14 protein-coding genes are annotated in these 17,992 nt (G+C 73.4%); 8 read left to right on the forward strand and 6 right to left on the reverse strand.

The window, feature by feature from the left end:
* Positions 1-14: 14 nt before the first annotated feature.
* Entirely contained in the window at positions 15-1,631 is a 1,617-nt protein-coding gene (locus tag ACZ7GJ_RS22260) for a carboxyl transferase domain-containing protein (protein WP_470754034.1), read from the reverse strand.
* A 99-nt stretch (positions 1,632-1,730) separates the two neighbouring features.
* On the opposite strand from ACZ7GJ_RS22260, the gene ACZ7GJ_RS22265 reads away from it, so the two are divergent.
* The 3 genes from ACZ7GJ_RS22265 (at position 1,731) to ACZ7GJ_RS22275 (ending at position 4,164) form a co-directional block, all read left to right on the forward strand.
* Entirely contained in the window at positions 1,731-2,309 is a 579-nt protein-coding gene (locus ACZ7GJ_RS22265) for an SACE_7040 family transcriptional regulator (protein WP_365926642.1), read from the forward strand.
* Positions 2,310-2,365: 56 nt separating this feature from the next.
* Complete coding sequence (locus tag ACZ7GJ_RS22270) at positions 2,366-3,193, forward strand: phosphatase (protein WP_470754037.1); 828 nt, start codon at positions 2,366-2,368, stop codon at positions 3,191-3,193.
* Between the two features lie 134 nt (positions 3,194-3,327).
* Positions 3,328-4,164, forward strand: coding sequence for a DUF4253 domain-containing protein (locus ACZ7GJ_RS22275; protein WP_470754039.1), 837 nt, complete (start codon positions 3,328-3,330; stop codon positions 4,162-4,164).
* Positions 4,165-4,213: 49 nt separating this feature from the next.
* On the opposite strand, the gene ACZ7GJ_RS22280 is transcribed toward ACZ7GJ_RS22275, so the two are convergent.
* The 3 genes from ACZ7GJ_RS22280 to ACZ7GJ_RS22290 form a co-directional block, all read right to left on the reverse strand.
* Positions 4,214-5,197, reverse strand: coding sequence for a cation diffusion facilitator family transporter (locus tag ACZ7GJ_RS22280; protein ID WP_470754040.1), 984 nt, complete (start codon positions 5,195-5,197; stop codon positions 4,214-4,216).
* Between the two features lie 82 nt (positions 5,198-5,279).
* On the reverse strand, positions 5,280-6,164 hold the full coding sequence (gene tesB / locus ACZ7GJ_RS22285) for an acyl-CoA thioesterase II (protein ID WP_470754041.1): 885 nt from the start codon (positions 6,162-6,164) through the stop codon (positions 5,280-5,282).
* Positions 6,165-6,191: 27 nt separating this feature from the next.
* Positions 6,192-7,349, reverse strand: a complete 1,158-nt coding sequence (locus tag ACZ7GJ_RS22290; RefSeq protein ID WP_470754042.1) for an acyl-CoA dehydrogenase family protein — start codon at positions 7,347-7,349, stop codon at positions 6,192-6,194.
* A 201-nt stretch (positions 7,350-7,550) separates the two neighbouring features.
* Here ACZ7GJ_RS22290 and ACZ7GJ_RS22295 point away from each other — a divergent pair, with 201 nt between their 5' ends.
* Positions 7,551-8,315, forward strand: coding sequence for an alpha/beta fold hydrolase (locus tag ACZ7GJ_RS22295; protein WP_470754043.1), 765 nt, complete (start codon positions 7,551-7,553; stop codon positions 8,313-8,315).
* Between the two features lie 33 nt (positions 8,316-8,348).
* Here the strand turns inward: ACZ7GJ_RS22295 and ACZ7GJ_RS22300 are convergent, their stop codons facing one another.
* Positions 8,349-9,803 carry a helix-turn-helix domain-containing protein gene (locus ACZ7GJ_RS22300; protein ID WP_470754045.1) on the reverse strand — a complete coding sequence of 485 codons (1,455 nt, stop codon included), beginning with the start codon at positions 9,801-9,803 and terminating at the stop codon, positions 8,349-8,351.
* 102 nt (positions 9,804-9,905) lie between these two features.
* On the opposite strand from ACZ7GJ_RS22300, the gene speB reads away from it, so the two are divergent.
* Positions 9,906-10,877, forward strand: coding sequence for an agmatinase (speB, locus tag ACZ7GJ_RS22305; RefSeq protein ID WP_470754046.1), 972 nt, complete (start codon positions 9,906-9,908; stop codon positions 10,875-10,877).
* Between the two features lie 3 nt (positions 10,878-10,880).
* Positions 10,881-12,548, forward strand: coding sequence for a thiamine pyrophosphate-binding protein (locus ACZ7GJ_RS22310; RefSeq protein ID WP_470754048.1), 1,668 nt, complete (start codon positions 10,881-10,883; stop codon positions 12,546-12,548).
* Here the strand turns inward: ACZ7GJ_RS22310 and ACZ7GJ_RS22315 are convergent.
* Positions 12,529-12,945 carry an ATP-binding protein gene (locus tag ACZ7GJ_RS22315; RefSeq protein WP_470754050.1) on the reverse strand — a complete coding sequence of 139 codons (417 nt, stop codon included), beginning with the start codon at positions 12,943-12,945 and terminating at the stop codon, positions 12,529-12,531. The genes ACZ7GJ_RS22310 and ACZ7GJ_RS22315 overlap by 20 nt on opposite strands.
* 163 nt (positions 12,946-13,108) lie before the next feature.
* Here ACZ7GJ_RS22315 and ACZ7GJ_RS22320 point away from each other — a divergent pair, with 163 nt between their 5' ends.
* The gene (locus tag ACZ7GJ_RS22320) at positions 13,109-13,870 is read left to right on the forward strand and encodes a GntR family transcriptional regulator (RefSeq protein WP_470754051.1); all 762 of its coding nucleotides are present in this window, start codon (positions 13,109-13,111) and stop codon (positions 13,868-13,870) included.
* Between the two features lie 248 nt (positions 13,871-14,118).
* Positions 14,119-17,988 (forward strand): ABC transporter ATP-binding protein, encoded by a 3,870-nt coding sequence (locus ACZ7GJ_RS22325; RefSeq protein WP_470754053.1) that lies wholly within the window; start codon positions 14,119-14,121, stop codon positions 17,986-17,988.
* Positions 17,989-17,992: the final 4 nt, after the last annotated feature.

The raw sequence follows: 17,992 nt of genomic DNA on the forward strand, positions 1-17,992 counted from the left end.
AAGAGGTCCTCACGTCACATACGGAAGATGCCGAAAGCGGAGTCGCCCAGGGGGGCGTTCGCGCACGCGGTCAGGGCCAGCCCCAGCACCTGCCGGGTCTCCATCGGGTCGATGACCCCGTCGTCCCACAGCCGGGCGGTGGCGTAGTAGGCGTTGCCCTGCGCGTCGTACTGCGCCCGGACCGGGGCCTTGAAGGCCTCCTCGTCCTCGGCGGGCCACTCCTGGCCGGCGCCCTCGATCTGGTCCCGCTTGACCGTGGCCAGCACGGACGCGGCCTGCTCGCCGCCCATCACCGAGATCTTGGCGTTGGGCCACATCCACATGAACCGCGGGGAGTACGCCCGGCCGCACATCGAGTAGTTGCCCGCGCCGTACGAGCCGCCGACCACCACCGTGAGCTTCGGGACCCGCGTGCAGGCCACCGCCGTCACCATCTTGGCGCCGTGCTTGGCGATGCCGCCCGCTTCGTAGTCCCGGCCGACCATGAAGCCGGAGATGTTCTGGAGGAAGAGGAGCGGGATCCCGCGCTGGTCGCACAGCTCGATGAAGTGCGCGCCCTTCTGGGCCGATTCGGAGAACAGGATGCCGTTGTTGGCGATGATCCCGACCGGGTGTCCCTGGATCCGGGCGAAGCCGGTGACCAGCGTCTGCCCGAACTCCGCCTTGAACTCCTGGAACCGCGAGCCGTCCACGATCCGGGCGATGATCTCGCGGGCGTCGTACGGGGTGCGGGAGTCGACCGGAACCGCGCCGTAGAGCCCGTACGGGTCCACCTTGGGCTCCTCGGGCGCCTCGACCGACCAGGGCAGGGCCCCGCGCTCGGGCAGGGTCGCCACGATGTTCCGTACGATCCGCAGCGCGTGCGCGTCGTCCTCCGCGAGGTGGTCGGTCACGCCGGAGACCCGGGAGTGCACCTCGCCGCCGCCGAGCTCCTCGGCCGTGACGACCTCGCCGGTGGCCGCCTTCACCAGCGGCGGGCCGCCGAGGAAGATCGTGCCCTGGCCGCGGACGATCACGGCCTCGTCGCTCATCGCCGGGACGTACGCGCCGCCGGCGGTGCAGGATCCGAGGACGGCGGCGATCTGCGGGATGCCGGCCCCCGACAGGCGGGCCTGGTTGTAGAAGATGCGGCCGAAGTGCTCCCGGTCGGGGAAGACCTCGTCCTGCATGGGGAGGAAGGCGCCGCCGGAGTCGACGAGGTAGAGGCAGGGGAGACGGTTCTCCAGGGCCACCTCCTGGGCGCGCAGGTGCTTCTTGACCGTCATCGGGTAGTAGGTGCCGCCCTTGACGGTGGCGTCGTTCGCGACGATCACGCACTCGCGGCCGCTGACCCGCCCGATGCCCGCGATGACCCCGGCGGCCGGGGCCGCACCCCCGTACATGCCCTCGGCGGCCAGCGGGGCCAGCTCCAGGAAGGGGGACCCGGGGTCCAGGAGGGTGTCCACGCGGTCGCGGGGGAGCAGCTTCCCGCGGGCGGTGTGGCGGGCGCGGGCCTTCTCCCCACCACCGAGGCGGGCCGCGTCGAGCCGGGCGCGCAGCCCGTCGGCGAGCTCGCGGTGGGCGGCCTCATTGGCCCGCCAGGCCTCGGACGCCGGGTCCGCGGCGCTCGTCAGCACTGGTGCCTGCTGCATCGGTCGAGCTCCCTTGCTCGGTGCACGCTGTTAATGAGCGTTAACGCATGTGGGACTTAGGTTAACGAGCGCTAACGGCCCTGTCTAGAATGGATTCCCATGAGCACCAGAGCGGCCGCCCCCACCCGTCGCGAGCAGATCCTCAACGAGGCCGCTCGTCTCTTCGCCGAGCGCGGCTTCCATGGCGTCGGTGTGGACGAGATAGGCGCCGCGGTCGGCATCAGCGGCCCCGGGCTCTACCGGCACTTCGCGGGCAAGGACGCGATGCTCGCCGAGCTGCTGGTCGGCATCAGCGAGCGGCTGCTCACCGGCGGCCGCCACCGGGTGGCCGAGGCGGCGGGCGACCCGACCGCGGTACTGGCCTCGCTGATCGACGGCCACATCGACTTCGCCCTCGACGACCGGGCGCTGATCACCCTGCACGACCGGGAGCTGGACCGGCTGCGGGAGGCCGACCGCAAGCTCGTACGGCAGCTGCAGCGCCAGTACGTGGAGCTGTGGGTCGACGTCGCACGGGCCCTGCACCCGGCGGTCGGCGAGGCGGAGGTACGGGTCTGCGTGCACGCCGTCTTCGGACTGCTCAACTCCACCCCGCACCTGGCCGCCCTGGGGCGGGAGGCGACCGAAGCACTGCTGCGGCGGCTCGCGCACGGGGCGTTCGGGGCCCTGTCGGGGTGAACCCCCGCGTCCGGCGGTCGGAATGGAACAGACGGCTCCGGCCCGGCGACGGCAGAATGGACCCCATGCCGAAGCCGATAGAGACGCCCGCCCAAGCCGCCCAGCCGCCGAGCCGCGCCGAACTCATCGACCACCTGGTCCGGACCCGGATCGCGGGGCAGGTCGCGACCCCCCGCGAGAACAACCTCTCCCACTACAGGAAGCTAGCCAACGGCGACCGGCACTACTGGCTCGGACTGGAGCTCGGGGACCGCTGGACCGACGAGCAGGACGTGCTCGCGGTGATGGCGGAGCGCTGCGGAGTCGTGGACGACCCGGCGCACCGCTTCGGCCAGGACACCATCGACCCGGAGCTGACCGTGGCCGGCCTGGACCGGCTGGCGGCGCGGCTGCGCAAGGCCGCGCTGGACCGGCAGAGCGTGCTGCTGGCCACCGGGCACCCGGGTGGCCTGCTGGACGTCCACCGGGCGACGGCTGACGCGCTGCGTGCGGCGGGCTGCGAGATCGTACGGATCCCGCAGGGCCTGATCGCCGACGAGGGCTCGGTGTGGCAGTTCGCCGACGTGGCGGTGCTGGAGCGGGGCGCGACCCTGTGGCACACGCACTCGCCGGCGCCGATGGCCGCGATCCTCGACGGGCTCGCGGCGGAGGGCCGGCCGCAGCCGGACCTGGTCGTGGCCGACCACGGCTGGGCGGGCTGCGCGGCCCAGCGGGGCCTGGACGCGGTGGGCTACGCCGACTGCAACGACCCGGCGCTGTTCCTCGGTGAGGCCGAGGGAACCCTCCAGGTGGCGATCCCCCTGGACGACCACGTCCGGGACCCGCGCTTCTACGACCCGATGGTGGCGTACCTGCTGGCTGCCGCGGGGCTCCTCTCTTCCTGACGCGGCCCTCGCACCGCTCCGCGGGCTTCGGGCCGCTGCGGCGGATTCCGTCCGCCGGGGGCCGGGCGGCGCGGAAGGCCGCAGCGACGCCGCCCGTCCGCGCGTTGTCGGTGGCGGCGGCTACGGTCGCCCGCATGAGAGCCGAGCGGAGCCCCCTGAGCGTCCTCGCCGCGGACTCCCGGGGGCGGGGCCCGGACGTCGGGCTGCCTCCGGGCGGCCTGATCACCCGGCCCGGCGGGCGCTTGCGCCGTGCGGCCCCGCTGCTGTGGGTGTCCGACGCAGCCGTGGGCGGCGACGCCCTGGCCCGTCACCGCGGCGGGGCCCTGGCCGCCCTCGGCCTGTACCCGGTCCTGCTCCAGGACCGGCGCGGGCTGGAGGAGTGGTGGCTCCGGCGGGAGTTCCGTCCGGAGCGGATGTCCGACCCAGGCGACCACGATGCCGGGCAGGTCCTGCGGGAGTACTGGAGCGGCGTGGTGCCCGATCCCGAGGAGGGCGCGGAGGGTGCCGAGCTCATCGACCCCTTCGGCCGGGACTGGCCCGGGCCGGCGGCGCCGCTGATCGCGGGGCAGGACCCGCAGGCCGCGGCCGGCGTGCTCGCCCGCGACCTGGTCCGCGGCGGCGGCTGCCTGCCGAGCCCGCGGCTGGCGCTGGTCCCCGCCGGGCGCGGGGCCGACGTACCCGCGGCGATCGGCTGGGGCGGACCGGTCAACCACGAGAACGACACCGCCCGCATCTGCGCCGTACTGCGGTCCTGGGAGGACCGTTTCGGCGCCCGCGTCCTCGCGCTGGGCTTCGACGAGCTCCACGTCTCGGTGGCCGCCCCGCCCAGGACGCGGGCCGAGGCGCTCGCGGTCGCCGCCGAGCACTTCGCCTTCTGCCCCGACAACGTCTGGCAGGGCTCCGGCAGCATCCGCGCCTATGCGGACGAGGCCCTGACCGGCTCCGCCCACTGGTCCTTCTGGTGGGACTAGGGGGTGTCTGACGGGCGTCGCGACGCCGCGGACACCCGTCAGACACCCCCTAGTCCGGCGGAGGCGTCGGCGTAGGCTCCGGTGTCGGCGTCGGGTCCAGGTACACGCGGCGGATCGCCGGGAAGCGTTCGCGCAGCTGCGCCTCCGCGTCCTCGCACGCCGCCTCCACCTGCCGCGCCGACGCCAGGTCATGGAAGTCGATCTTCGCTGCGACGAGCACCTCCGCCGGGCCCTGGACCAGGGTCGTCAGCTCCAGCACCCCCTCGATGTGCAGGACCGACAGCAGTTCCTCCCGGACCTCCGCCCGCATCGCCGCGGGGAGCGGACGCCCGATCAGGTAGCGGGCGTTCGAGCGCCCCAGCTCCCACGCCACCCACACCAGCAGCAGCCCGATCAGCAGCGAGGCCACCCCGTCGTACGCCCCCGACCCCGTCAGCTGCGCCCCCAGCAGGCCGCCCGCCGCCAGTGCCAGGCCGATCAGCGCGGCCGCGTTCTCCAGCAGCACCGCCTTCACCGCCGTGTCCGGGGTGTGCTTCACGTACAGGCCGACCGGCGCCGCCATCCGCGCCGCCTCGCCCTTGACCTGCCGCCACGCCACCACCAGCGAGTAGCCCTCCAGCAGGAAGGCGAGGCCGAGGACCGCGTAGGAGAGCGTCGGGTCGCCCGGTTCCTCCCCGTGCACCAGCGTGTGGATGCCGTCGTACACGGCGAACACCGCACCACCGACGAAGGTCGCGATCGACGCCAGCAGCGCCCAGATGTACCGTTCGGGCCCGTACCCCAGCGGATGCGCCTCGTCCGCGGGCTTCACGCTGCGCTTCAGCGAGGCCAGCAGCATCACCTCGGTCACGGTGTCGGCCACCGAGTGCGCGGCCTCGGACAGCATCGCGCTCGATCCGCTGACGACCCCGCCGACCGCCTTGGCGGCCGCGATCCCCAGGTTGGTGACCACGGCGACGAGGACCGTACCGAGGCTCTCGTCCGTCACCGGCCCGTGTACGGGTCCGGTCGGCGACGGCTCGCTGCTGGGCATGAAGTGACGGTATGTCCGAATGTCTGCCCGCGCGAGCCGACCGTGCGCAGCCTGCCTCGCGTGCCGCTTACGCCCGCGCCGCTTACGCCCGCGCCCGCGGTACGCGCACGACACCTTCCTGGATGACGGTGACGGCGAGCCGGCCGTCCCGCGTCCAGATGCGGGCCTGCCCGAGCCCGCGCCCGGCGGCCGCCGAGGGGGACTCCTGGTCGTACAGCAGCCACTCGTCCGCCCGGAAGGGCCGGTGGAACCACATGGCGTGGTCCAGCGAGGCGCCCACGACGTCGCCGACGGCCCAGCCGCCGCGCCCGTGGGCGAGCAGCACCGAGTCGAGCAGCGTCATGTCGGAGACGTAGGTGGCCAGGCAGGTGTGCAGGAGCGCGTCGTCGCTCTCCAGCTTGCCGGCCGTACGGAACCACACCTGCGAGCGCGGTTCCACCGGCGCCCCGACGCTGCCCCAGGGCGGGGTGGTCGCGTAGCGCAGGTCCACCGCGTCCCGCGCCTCGATCAGCCGCTCCACCGTCCCCGGGTCGCGGAAGATCTCCCGGTACTCGGGCAGGGACTCGGCCGCGGTCGGCAGGGTCTCCGGGTCGGGGGCGTCCGGCATGGCGGCCTGGTGGTCGAGGCCCTCCTCGTACGTCTGGAAGGACGCGGAGAGGTGGAAGATCGGCTGCCCGTGCTGGACGGCGACGACCCGGCGCGTGGTGAAGGAGCGGCCGTCGCGGATCCGGTCGACCGAATACACGATGGGCGCGCCGGGATCCCCGGCGCGCAGGAAGTACGAGTGCAGCGAGTGCGCGGTCCGGTCCTCGGGCACGGTCCGCCCGGCGGCGACCAGCGCCTGGGCCGCGACCTGTCCGCCGAACACGCGCGGTACCAGCGCCGAGCGGCTGGTACCGCGGAAGATGTTCTCCTCGATCTGCTCAAGGTCGAGCAGATCGAGGAGCGTCGTCAGTGCCTCGTTCATGGAGGGAAGGGTAGGTGCCCGATTCCCTTACAGACCCATGGACTTGGCGATGATGGACTTCATGACCTCGCTGGTGCCGCCGTAGATGCGGTTGACGCGGTTGTCGGCGTACAGGCGGGCGATCGGGTACTCGTTCATGTAGCCGTAGCCGCCGTGCAGCTGGAGGCACTTGTCGATGACGCGGTGCGCGACCTCGGTGCAGAAGAGCTTCGCGGAGGCGGCCTCGGCGGCGGTCAGCTCACCGGCGTCCAGGGCCTCCAGGGCGCGGTCGGCGACGGCCTCGGCGGCGTCCACCTCGGCCTGGCAGGCGGCCAGCTCGAACTTGGTGTTCTGGAAGTGCGCGACCGGCTTGCCGAAGACGGTGCGCTCCGTCACGTACTGCTGGGCGAACCGGATGGCGGCCTTGGCCTGCGCGTACGCACCGAAGGCGATGCCCCAGCGCTCGGAAGGCAGGTTGGCGCCGAGGTAGTAGAAGCCCTTGTTCTCCTCGCCGAGCAGGTCCTCGACCGGGACCTTCACGTCGACGAACGCCAGCTCGGCGGTGTCGGAGGTGCGCAGGCCGAGCTTGTCCAGCTTGCGGCCGATGGAGTAGCCCTCGGACTTGGTGTCCACGGCGAAGAGCGAGATGCCGAAGCGGCGGTCCTCGGCCGTCGGGGCGGAGGTGCGGGCGCAGACGATCACGCGGTCGGCGTGGACGCCACCGGTGATGAAGGTCTTGGCGCCGTTGAGGACGTAGTGCGTGCCGTCCTCGGAGAGCTTGGCGGTGGTCTTCATGCCCGCGACGTCGGAGCCGGTGCCCGGCTCGGTCATCGCGAGGGCCCACATCTCCTCGCCGGAGACGAACTTCTCGAGGTAACGCTTCTTCTGCTCGTCGTTGGCGAGCATCTTGATGTAGGGGAGCGCCAGCAGCACGTGCACGCCGGAGCCGCCGAACTGCACGCCCGCGCGCGAGGTCTCTTCGTAGAGCACGGCCTCGAACTTGTGGGTGTCCAGGCCCGCGCCGCCGAACTCCTCGGGGACGTTGATGCCGAAGAGGCCCAGCTCGCCGAGCTTGTAGTAGAAGTCGCGCGGCGCCTGGCCCGCGGCGAACCACTCGTCGTAGACGGGGACGACCTCGGCCTCGATGAAGGCGCGGATGGTCTCGCGGAACGCCTCGTGGTCCTCGTTGAAAACTGTGCGGCGCACGGGCCGACTCCCTTCGGTCGCGGCGGTCCGCCGCCTATGGCTAAGCGCTTGCTCAGACTAAGTTACCGGCGAGTTGTCCCCGCTGTCCAGAGTGCGGATGACCACACGCCCCAACCGCCCGTAAATACCGTGGCGCGCGCCGGTGAGTTTCGCCTGGAGTACCGGTCTACCTTCACAAGAAGCGCGAGGAGGAGACAGACGATGGGTACGTACGTCCAGCTCGGCGATGTGAACACCTGGTACGAGGAGCACGGCGCGGGCGATCCGCTGGTGCTGATGCACGGCGGCCTGGTGGACGCCCGGTTCTTCGCGCCGAACCTCGGCCCCCTCGCCGAGCACTTCCGCGTGTACACCCCCGAGCGCCGGGGCCACGGCCACACCCCGGACGTACCGGGGCCGATCACGTACCAGCTGATGGCGGACGACACGATCGCCTTCCTGGAAGCGGTCGTGGGCCGGCCTGCCGTTCTCGTCGGGCACAGCGACGGGGCGTTCGTGGCCATGCTGGTGGCGATGCAGCGGCCGGAGCTGGTCGAGCGGCTGGTGATGATCAGCGGCGGGTTCAGCAAGGAGGGCGAGGCCGCGCCCGACATGGAGTGGGACGTCGAGCAGATCTTCCGGTTCCTCGGGCCGTCCTACGGCGAGGTCTCCCCGGACGGCATCGACCACTTCCGGGTCGTGGCCTCGAAGATCGGCGAGATGGCCGCCGTGGAGCCGAACCTCAAGGCCTCCGACCTGGCCGCCGTGACCCAGCGGACGCTGGTGGTGTTCTCCGACGACGACCTGGTGACGATGCGGCACGCGGTGGAGACCTACGAGGCCCTCCCGAACGCGGAACTGGCCGTCGTCCCGGGCACCTCGCACTTCCTCACCCAGGAGAAGCCCGCGCTGGTCAACGCGATCGTCATGGACTTCCTGCTGAACGAGCCGGTCCCGACGGTCGCCGCGATCCGCCGGGCCCGCTGAGGCGGTCGCGCTGTGGCGGTCGCGCTGTGGCGGTCACGCCCACCGCAGCGCGAACCACAGCTCCATACGGGTGTCCGGGTCGTCGAGGTCCGTGCCGAGGAGCTCCGCGCAGCGGGACACGCGCTGGCGCACGGTGTTGCGGTGGACCCCGAGGGCCGCGGCCGTGCGGTCCCAGCTGCCGTGGTGGGCCAGCCAGGCGCGCAGCGTCTCGCGGTGGGCCGGGTTCAGCGGGGCGAGCAGGGCCTCGGCGTGGGCGCGGGCCTCGGCCGGGTCCAGGAGGGTGCCGAGGCCGCCGGGGGAGTGCCGGGCCAGCGGTGTCCGGGCCGCCTCGGCGCGCTTCAGGGCCCGTACGGCCTGGGCCCCGGCCGTACGGAGCTCCGCGGGCGCGGCCGGGGCGCTGACCCCGAGGCGCCACCCGGGCTGCGGGGCGGGCTCCCGGTCGGTGAGCAGACGTACGCCGTCCTCGCGCGGGTCCAGCAGTACGGTGCCCAGCGCGGCCGCCAGGGCCCGCGGGTCCCCGGCGCCGCGGGCGTGGACGGCGTACCAGGGCCCCGGTGCGAGGGCGCCCGCGGGATCCCCGTCGAGCAGCAGCCGGGTCAGCGCGGCCGCCTCGTCCCCCGCGGGACGGCTCGCGGTGAGCAGGGTCAGCAGTACGGCGGCGACGGAGGCGATGGTGTGGTCGCCGGGGGCCCGCCCCGGGGTGGCCAGGGCCAGTACCTGGCCACCGCCCACGGCGTAGGCGGCGAGGTGCGTCCCGCCCAGGGTGTCGGTGGCGGTCGCCGTCGCCCCCGGGGCCACCCGCTCGGCCAGCGCGCCCACGGCGGCGAGCGCCGCCTCGCCGGGAGCGCCGCCGGCCGCAGCGCGGCCGGGTCCGGCAGCGGGGTGCGCCGCCCCGCCCCGGCCCGGGGCGAGCAGGGCCGTCCAGCCGCCCAGGCTCGCCGCGAGGCGGGAGAGCACGGCCGCGACCGGATCGGGCCGGGCGGCCGCCGCGGCGAGCGACTGCTGGGCCTCGGTGACCCGGCGCAGCTCCCGCGTACGGGCCTCCGCCATCAGCCGCCAGACGGTCCGGGCCACCGCCGTGAACGGGGTGCGCTGCGGGACCTCCAGCAGCGGCAGCCCGCGGCGCGCACAGGCGGCCGCCAGCGCGGGGGGCACCTCCTCGTGCACGGGCGCCACCCCGAAGCCGAGCGCGGCCGCGCCCGCCGCGACGAGCCCGGTCACGTAGCCGTCGGGGTCGCCCACCCGGCCGTCGGGGCCGGCCACCGCGCCGTCGGGGCCGGCCCGTAGCTCCGCACCGGCCGTGAGCAGCAGCTCCCCGCCCAGCAGGTAGGGCGACGGGTCCGCCATCTCGGACGCGTGCACCCCGTGCACATCGGCCTCGGCGGGCCCCGCGAGGTGCCGCAGCCCCAGCTCGCGGTCGGCGAGCAGCGCGGCCAGCGGGACCGGTGGGGTGGGCGGGGCCGGGGCCTCCATGGATGCTCCGTACATATTGGTGGGTGTGCGGTGGATAAAACGTACACTTCGCGCCCCCGTGGTGTCGGCTTACGCTCGAAGCACCGCACCAGCAGGACCTCCAGAAGGGCACCCCCCATGAGCACGCAGCCGCGCGGCCCCGTCGACTCCTCCCGCATCCCGCGCTACGCGGGCCCGGCGACCTTCGCCCGGCTGCCGCGCCTCGACGAGGTCGGCGGCAAGGCCGATGTCGCCGTCGTCGGCGTGCCCTTCGACTCCGGCGTCTCCTACCGCCCCGGCGCCCGCTTCGGCGGCAACGCCATCCGCGAGGCCTCGCGCCTGCTGCGCCCGTACAACCCGGCGCAGGACGCCTCCCCCTTCGCCCTCGCGCAGGTCGCGGACGCCGGCGACATCGCCGCGAACCCCTTCAACATCAACGAGGCCGTCGAGACGATCGAGGCCGCGGCCGACGAGCTGATCGGCAACGGCTCCCGCCTGATGACCCTCGGCGGCGACCACACCATCGCGCTGCCGCTGCTCCGCTCGGTGGCGAAGAAGCACGGCCCGGTCGCGCTGCTGCACTTCGACGCGCACCTGGACACCTGGGACACGTACTTCGGCGCCGAGTACACGCACGGCACCCCGTTCCGCCGGGCGGTGGAGGAGGGCATCCTCGACACCGAGGCGCTCTCCCACGTCGGCACGCGCGGCCCGCTCTACGGCAAGCAGGACCTGGACGACGACGCCAAGATGGGCTTCGGCATCGTCACCTCGGCGGACGTATACCGCCGCGGCGCCGACGAGGTCGCCGACCAGCTGCGCCAGCGCATCGGCGACCGCCCGCTCTACATCTCGATCGACATCGACGTGCTGGACCCGGCGCACGCGCCCGGTACCGGCACCCCCGAGGCGGGCGGCATGACCTCCCGCGAGCTGCTGGAGATCATCCGCGGCCTGTCCTCCTGCAACCTCGTCTCGGCCGACGTCGTCGAGGTCGCCCCGGCGTACGATCACGCCGAGATCACCTCGGTCGCGGCCTCGCACACCGCGTACGAGCTCACCACGATCATGAGCCGTCAGATCGCGGCGGCGAAGGCGAAGGGCAACTAACACGTGACGCACGACCACGACCTGGTACTCCGTCCCACCGCGGCCCAGACGGCGGCGGCGCTCGCGCCACCGCCCGGGCGGACGGGCGGGGACCTGGTCGTGGAGACGCTGCGCTCCCTCGGCGCGAACACCGTCTTCGGCCTGCCCGGCCAGCACGCGCTGGCCCTCTTCGACGCGGTCGGCCGCTCCGACCTGCGGCTCGTGGGACTGCGTACGGAGAACAACGCGGGCTTCGCGGCCGACGCCTACGGCCGGATCACCGGCGAGGCGGTCCCCCTCCTCCTGTCCACAGGACCGGGCGCGCTGATGGCGCTGCCCGCCCTGGCGGAGGCGGCGGCCGCCTCGGCCCCGGTCCTCGCCATCTCCTCGCAGGTCCCGGTGGCGGGCCTGGGCGGCGGCCGGCGCGGACACCTGCACGAGCTGCGGGACCAAGCGGCCTCCTTCCGGGACGTGGTCAAGTCGGTCCACGAGGCCCGTACCCCCTCCCAGATCCCGTCGGTGATCGCCGAGGCCTGGGAATCGGCGCTGACCGCCCCGCACGGGCCGGTCTTCGTCGAGATCCCGGAGGACGTCCTGCGCGCCGAGACCCTCGTCCCCGAGGTCACGGGCGTGGACGCCACCCCGCACGAACTCGCCCCGCGCCCGGAGCTGACCGCGCTGGCCGCGCACTGGCTCTCGCGGGCCTCCCGCCCGGTGATCATCGCGGGCGGTGGGGTGGTCCGCTCGGACGCGTCGGGCAAGCTGAAGCAGCTCGCGGAACGCCTGAACGCGCCGGTCGTCACGACCTTCGGCGGCAAGGGCGCCTTCCCCTGGACCCACCCGCTGTCCCTCCAGTCCTGGCTGGAGGACCGCCGCATGACGGACTTCCTGGAGGACGCGGACGTCCTGCTGGTGGTGGGCTCGGGCCTCGGGGAACTCTCCTCGAACTACCACACGTTCTTCCCGGAGGGCCGGGTCGTCCAGATCGACGCGGACCTCGGCAAGCTGGAGTCCAACCACGCCGGCCTCGGCATCCACGCGGACGCCCGCCTCGCCCTCCAGGCCCTGCTGGAGACGGTGGACGAGCGCGAGGACCCGACGGCCCCGGAGCGCGTCCGCCTGGTCCTGGCGGACATCGCGGCCCGCCTCGACGCGCAGGAGGTCGCCCTGGAGCGGTCCCTGCTGACCGCCATCCGCTCGGCGCTCCCGCCGCGCTCCCCGTCCTTCTGGGACATGACGATCCTGTCCTACTGGGCCTGGTCGGCCTTCGACGCCAAGCACCCCAACACCATGCACTCGGCCCAGGGCGCGGGCGGCCTCGGCTACGCCTTCCCGGCGGCCCTCGGCGCCTGCGTCGCCGAACCCGGCACCCCGGTCCTCGCCGTCTCCGGCGACGGCGGCGCGATGTACTCGATCGCCGACCTCGCCACCGCCCGGCAGCACGACCTGGACGTCACCTGGCTGATCGTGGACGACGGCGGCTACGGCATCCTGCGCGAGTACGGCTGCGCCACGGGCACGGACCTGACCCGCCCCGACTTCGTCGCCCTGGCCGCCTCCTTCGGCGTCCCGGCGACCACCACCACCCCGGAGTCCCTCCGCGAGGACCTGGCAAAGTCCCTGGCCACCCCGGGCCCCTCGCTCCTCGTCCTCCCGGCAACCCTGAAAATGTTCACCCCGACCCACCTCTGACCTCGGCCCACACCGCCTTTCCGATCCCGTGCCGCCGCGGGCACTGGCCCCACCGCGCGGCGAGCGCCGCCACGATGGCGAGCCCGCGCCCCCGCTCGTCCGAGTCCGCGACGACCTGCGGCGTGAGCTTGACGGCGGGGCCCGCGTCGGCCACCTCCACGCGCAGCACCCCCTCGTACCGCGCGAGCCGGACCCCGATGTCCCGGCCGTGGGGGGCGCGGGCGTGTCGTAGCGCGTTGGTGACCAGCTCGGACAGGAGCAGCTCTGCCGTTTCGGCGGGTTCGCCGTCGGTCTTCCACTCGGTGAGTTGTTGGCGCAGGAGCGCACGGGCACGGCCGGGGGCGCGGGGGCTGCGGGGCACGATCCAGGAGATCTCGTCGGCCGGAAGCAATGTCATCGCGTCACCTCTCTAGAGATACAGGAGAAGTGAAGCGCCTGCCTGTCTGGGGAGTCAAGGGTTCTCTAGAGATCTGTTGCTGCAGATGCGGATTGGACGAGCGCGACGACTCTCCGCCCCCACGGGGTGCCTAGGATGACTAGAGATGATCAGGGAGGACCGCATGCCAACCGACGGCGCCGTACGACAGCCCAAGTACCAGCGCATCGCCGCCGCCCTGAAGGAAGCCATCGCCTCGGGTGAGTACGGTCCCGGGGACCGGCTGCCCGGAGAGAACGACCTGATGGCCGCGTACGGCGTCGCCCGGATGACCGCGCGGCAGGCGCTCGGGGTGCTCCAGGCGGAGGGGCTCACCGAGGCCCGCAAGGGGGCCGGGGTGTTCGTGCGGGAGTTCCGGCTCATCCGGCGGCGCGGGATCCAGCGGCTGGCCGCCGAGGTCTGGGGTGCCGGGCGCTCCATCTGGGACGCCGACACCGAGGACCGTGAACCCGAGGTCGAGTTCCTGTCCGTCACCGACGAGCCCGCCCCCGCGGCCGTCGCCGCCGTGCTCGGCCTCGCCGGCGGCGCACCGGCGTGCGTGCGCCGCCGGAGGTTCCTGCTCGACGGGAAGCCCGTCATGCTCGCGACCTCGTACCTCGATGCCGTCCTCGTCGCCGGTAGCCGGATCGCCGAGCCGGACAGCGGACCCGGCGGGATCTACGCCCGGCTCGCCGACCTCGGCCACCGGCCGACGCGCTTCCGGGAGGAGGTCCGCTCGCGGATGCCCGGCGCCGACGAGGCCGCCCGGCTCGGGCTGGCCGCCGGAACCCCGGTCGTACTGATCGCACGTACCGCCTTCACCGCGGACGGGCGGGTCGTCGAGGTCAACGAGATGGTGCTCGACGCCTCCGCGTACGTCCTGGAGTACGAGTTCGACGCCCCGTAGGGCGCCCCCGCAGGAGGAGGAGACCCGGATGGACCGCATCCGTCCGGCGGACATCGACCAGGAGGTTCTGGCGGCGGCGGCGCGGATCCTGTGCACCACGCGCCCGCCGACACCATGAGCCGCCGTAACCCCCCTCCAGCGCCCCGCGAGCCGGTCGCGTACGGGAGTGCGATGGTTGCGGTGGGATGAAATCCGCCGGTGGGGGCGTTGGGGGTGGCGGTAGGACACGACCAACGGGGAGGCACCACGTGGTGGCGGCAGAGACGGCAGCCGACGGAAGCAAACAGAGCTGGGGCAGGCGGCTGGCCGCGTACACATGGCGCTACAGGCTCAACGTACTGCTCGCACTCGGGTCCTCACTGGCGGGCATGGCCGTCATGGCGGTCGTGCCGCTGGTCACCAAGGTGATCATCGACGACGTCATCGGGGACAAGACCAAGGACATGGCGCCCTGGGCCGGGATGCTCATAGCCGCGGCCCTGCTCGTGTACGTGCTGACCTACATACGCAGGTACTACGGCGGCCGCCTCGCCCTCGACGTGCAGCACGACCTGCGCACCGACATGTACGACGCCGTCGCCCGCCTCGACGGGCGCCGCCAGGACGAGCTGTCCACCGGGCAGGTCGTCGGGCGGGCCACCAGTGACCTGCAGCTGATCCAGGGCCTGCTGTTCATGCTGCCGATGACCATCGGGAACTTCCTGCTCTTCGGGATGTCCCTCGGCATCATGCTGTGGCTCTCGCCGCTGCTGACCCTCGTCGCGCTGCTCATGGCCCCCGCCCTCTGGTTCATCGCCAAGCTCAGCCGCAAGAAGCTCTTCCCCGCCACCTGGTGGGCCCAGGGCCAGGCCGCCGCCGTCGCCACCGTCGTCGACGGGGCCGTGACCGGCGTACGCGTCGTCAAGGGCTTCGGCCAGGAGGAGCAGGAGACCGGCAAGCTGCGCACCGCCGGGCGCCGGCTGTTCGCCGGCCGGATGCGGAGCATCCGGCTGAACTCGCGCTACACCCCCGCCCTGCAGGCCGTGCCTGCCCTCGGACAGGTCGCCATGCTGGCCCTCGGCGGCTGGATGGCCACCAAGGGGCAGGTCACCCTCGGTACCTTCGTCGCCTTCTCCACCTACCTCGCCCAGCTCGTCGGACCCGTCCGCATGCTCGCCATGGTCCTCACCGTCGGACAGCAGGCCCGCGCCGGCGTGGAGCGCGTGTTCGAGCTGATCGACACGGAGCCCGTGATCCAGGAGGGCAGCCGCGAGCTTCCCGCCGACGCGCCCGCCACCGTCGAGTTCGACGGCGTCGGATTCGGCTACGACCCCGAGCGGCCCGTCCTCGACGGCTTCTCGCTCTCCATCGCCGAAGGCGAGACCGTCGCCGTCGTCGGCGCCTCCGGCAGCGGCAAGTCCACCGTCTCGCTGCTCCTGCCGCGCTTCTACGACGCCGACCGCGGCACCGTCCGCGTCGGCGGCCACGACGTGCGCGAGCTGACCTACGAGTCCCTGCGCGGCGCCATCGGCCTGGTGCCCGAGGACTCCTTCCTCTTCTCCGACACCATCCGCTCCAACATCGCCTACGGGCACCCCGGCGCCACCGCCGAACAGGTCGAGGCCGCCGCCCGCGCCGCCCAGGCCGACGGGTTCATCGCGGCCCTGCCCGCCGGGTACGACACCAAGGTCGGCGAGCAGGGGCTCACCCTCTCCGGCGGCCAGCGCCAGCGCATCGCGCTCGCCCGCGCCATCCTCACCGACCCCCGCCTGCTGCTCCTGGACGACGCCACCTCGGCCGTCGACGCCCGCGTGGAGCACGAGATCCACGAAGCGCTGCGGTCCGTCATGGCCGGCCGCACCACCCTGCTCATCGCCCACCGCCGCTCCACGCTCGCCCTCGCCGACCGGATCGCCGTACTGGAGCACGGGCGGCTCGCGGACATCGGCACGCACGAGGAGCTGGAGCGCCGCTCCGCCCTCTACCGGCGTCTGCTGACCGACCCCGACGCCCTCGGGGCCGCCTCGCCGCGGACCCCCGACGCGCCCGCGATGACGGAGTTCGAGCGCGACCTGGAACGCGACCTTGAACGCGACCTGGAACGGGACATCGAGCTCGAGGCCGAGATCGACTCCGAGCCCGTCAACGCCAAGCGCCGGGTCTCGGACGGGGTCACCCCCGAGCTGTGGCGGCGCAGCGAGGAGACCGCCCCGGCCTCCGCGGCCGCCCCCGCCGCGGGCAGCGGCGCCCCCGCCGCAGGGCCGCCCTCCATGGCCGGGGCCGTCGCCGGGATGCCCGCCACCCCCGAACTGCTCGCGCAGGTCGCGGCGCTGCCGCCCGCCGACGACACCCCCGAGGTGGACGAGGCGCGCGCCGCGGCCCCGGAGGAGAGCTACGGTCTGCGCCGCCTGCTGGGCGGTTTCTGGGCGCCGCTCGCCGTCAGCCTCGGCCTCGTCGCCGTCGACGCGGGCTCCGGGCTGCTCCTGCCCGTCCTGATCCGGCACGGCATCGACAAGGGCGTCACGCAAGCCGCCCTCGGCGCCGTCTGGGTGGCCGCCGGGCTCGCCCTGGCCGTCGTCGTCGCGCAGTGGGCCGCGCAGTTCGCCGAGACCCGGATGACCGGGCGTACCGGCGAGCGCGTGCTGTACGCGCTGCGCGTCAAGATCTTCGCCCAGCTCCAGCGACTCGGCCTCGACTACTACGAGCGCGAGCTCACCGGCAAGATCATGACCCGGATGACCACCGACGTGGACGCCCTGTCCAGCTTCCTTCAGACCGGGCTCGTCACCGCCGTCGTCTCCGTCTTCACCTTCTTCGGCATCCTGATCGCCCTGCTCGTCCTCGACGTCGAGCTCGCGCTGATCGTCTTCGCCACCCTTCCCGTGCTGGTGCTCGGCACCATCGTCTTCCGCCGCAAGTCGGTCGCCGCCTACGAGCTCGCCCGCGACCGGGTCAGCCTGGTCAACGCCGACCTCCAGGAGTCCGTCTCGGGGCTCCGCATCGTCCAGGCGTTCCGCCGCCAGGGTTCGGGCGCCGCCCGCTTCGCCGAGCGCAGCGACTCGTACCGTGAGGCCCGGGTCCGCGGCCAGTGGCTGATATCCGTCTACTTCCCCTTCGTGCAGCTGCTGTCCTCCGGGGCCGCGGCCGCCGTGCTGATCGTCGGCGCGGGCCGGGTCGAGGCCGGCACCCTCACCACCGGTGCGCTGGTGGCGTACCTGCTCTACATCGACCTGTTCTTCGCCCCCGTCCAGCAGCTCTCCCAGGTCTTCGACGGCTACCAGCAGGCCACCGTCTCCCTCGGCCGCATCCAGGGGCTGCTGCGCGAGCCCACGACCACGCCGCGCGCCGCCGAGCCGCGCGAGGTCGCGGCCCTGCGCGGCGAGATCGCCTTCGAGGACGTCCGCTTCGCCTACGGCACCGCCGAGGAGCGGGGGGAGAAGGGGGACGCGCTCGCCGGGATCAGCCTGCGGATACCCGCCGGGCAGACCGTCGCCTTTGTCGGCGAGACCGGCGCCGGCAAGTCCACGCTGGTCAAGATGGTGGCCCGGTTCTACGACCCCACCTCCGGGCGGGTCACCGCCGACGGCACCGACCTGCGCGAGCTCGACCTGACGGCCTACCGGCACCGGCTCGGGGTCGTCCCGCAGGAGTCGTACCTCTTCCCGGGGACCGTCCGCGACGCCATCGCCTACGGGCGGCCCGAGGCGGGCGACGCCGAGGTGGAGGCGGCCGCGCGCGCCGTCGGGGCGCACGACATGATCGCCACCCTCGACGGGGGCTACCTGCACACCGTCAGCGAGCGCGGCCGCAACCTGTCCGCCGGGCAGCGGCAGCTGATCGCGCTCGCCCGCGCCGAGCTCGTCGACCCGGACGTGCTGCTGCTGGACGAGGCCACGGCCGCGCTCGACCTGGCGACCGAGGCGCAGGTCAACCAGGCCACCGACCGGCTCGCGGGCAAGCGCACCACCCTGGTGGTGGCGCACCGGCTGACCACCGCCGCGCGCGCCGACCGGGTCGTGGTCATGGACCGGGGCCGGGTCGTGGAGGACGGCACGCACGCCGAGCTCCTGGCGCGCGGCGGCCGGTACGCCGAGCTGTGGCGCACCTTCGCCGGTGAGGACGAGCGCGCGGCCGCCTAAGGGG

This window comes from Streptomyces sp. NPDC037242, from assembly GCF_055604165.1.

Bases quoted from the DNA above. Each gene is read 5' to 3' on its own strand.
- ACZ7GJ_RS22260 (WP_470754034.1), bottom strand. From the start codon at position 1,631: ATGCAGCAGGCACCAGTGCTGACGAGCGCCGCGGACCCGGCGTCCGAG.
- ACZ7GJ_RS22265 (WP_365926642.1), top strand. From the start codon at position 1,731: ATGAGCACCAGAGCGGCCGCCCCCACCCGTCGCGAGCAGATCCTCAAC.
- ACZ7GJ_RS22270 (WP_470754037.1), top strand. From the start codon at position 2,366: ATGGACCCCATGCCGAAGCCGATAGAGACGCCCGCCCAAGCCGCCCAG.
- ACZ7GJ_RS22275 (WP_470754039.1), top strand. From the start codon at position 3,328: ATGAGAGCCGAGCGGAGCCCCCTGAGCGTCCTCGCCGCGGACTCCCGG.
- ACZ7GJ_RS22280 (WP_470754040.1), bottom strand. From the start codon at position 5,197: ATGCCCAGCAGCGAGCCGTCGCCGACCGGACCCGTACACGGGCCGGTG.
- tesB (WP_470754041.1), bottom strand. From the start codon at position 6,164: ATGAACGAGGCACTGACGACGCTCCTCGATCTGCTCGACCTTGAGCAG.
- ACZ7GJ_RS22295 (WP_470754043.1), top strand. From the start codon at position 7,551: ATGGGTACGTACGTCCAGCTCGGCGATGTGAACACCTGGTACGAGGAG.
- ACZ7GJ_RS22300 (WP_470754045.1), bottom strand. From the start codon at position 9,803: ATGTACGGAGCATCCATGGAGGCCCCGGCCCCGCCCACCCCACCGGTC.
- speB (WP_470754046.1), top strand. From the start codon at position 9,906: ATGAGCACGCAGCCGCGCGGCCCCGTCGACTCCTCCCGCATCCCGCGC.
- ACZ7GJ_RS22315 (WP_470754050.1), bottom strand. From the start codon at position 12,945: ATGACATTGCTTCCGGCCGACGAGATCTCCTGGATCGTGCCCCGCAGC.
- ACZ7GJ_RS22320 (WP_470754051.1), top strand. From the start codon at position 13,109: ATGCCAACCGACGGCGCCGTACGACAGCCCAAGTACCAGCGCATCGCC.